At 48.0% G+C, this 855-nt stretch carries 1 protein-coding gene; it reads right to left on the reverse strand.

Features of this window, described 5'->3' with window-relative positions; genetic code table 11:
- Nucleotides 1–855, reverse strand: an 855-nt coding sequence (locus R7Q11_RS25460) for an FAD-dependent oxidoreductase (RefSeq protein ID WP_225466911.1), incomplete at both ends; no start/stop codon positions are given.

Here is an 855-nt window from a genome sequence, read left to right on the forward strand (position 1 = left end):
GCGAGTCTGCGCAACACCATTACCTGAATAGCCAAAACCATAAAAGACATTACGTTGCTCGTTCAACTTCCCAAAAAATGGAAAGCCGGAGGTTGAGCGATCGGATCCTCCTGTCCATGAGTATTCAAACTCCGCCTCTTTCAAACTCGGGAAAAGTTTATCGAATGACTTCCTTAGAAGATTTTGATAACGAGTTGGTTTATTGAACATCACGTCCACTTGGTTGTTGAAAGAGAACTGATTGCCTCCCTTGCCTAACATGAGGCGACCATCTGGCGTATCTCGGTAGTAATGAACAAAAATACGCGAATCCAACACGCTCGTTCCCGCTTGCCAGCCCGTTTTCCGTAACGACTCACCAAGCGGTTTGGTAATGACCATGTCGGAAGAAACCACCACGATACTGTTTTTGAACTGCATAAAGTGCTCCACCATCCATGCGTTTAATGCCAGCACGACCTGCTTTGCTTTTATTTGTGCATCAGGAGTGTACACGGTAGCTGGTTGGCCAAAACCCAATTTGGTCATTTGTGTGTTTTCGAAGATTTCGATCCCCATTTCTAATGCGACTCGGCGCAAACCTCTAGCCAGCAAGGCGGGCTGGACGCTAGCAGCAACCGAAGAATGGAAACCTTCAAGATGACGGGGCGAGCCTGTATTCGCGTGCAGCTCATCTTCTTTGCAGCGACGCCAACTATTGACGCCTAAACGTGAAAGCTCATCGACGACAGGTTGCATGCAGCCCGCTTGCGCGTGATTTGTTGCCGTGTAATACACGCCTTTAAGTGACAACTGAGCATCAATATGGTGCTGTTTACAAAACGCGTCAATTTCAAGCACGGCTTGTTCGGACTC

Source organism: Vibrio sp. 970 (assembly GCF_033339075.1).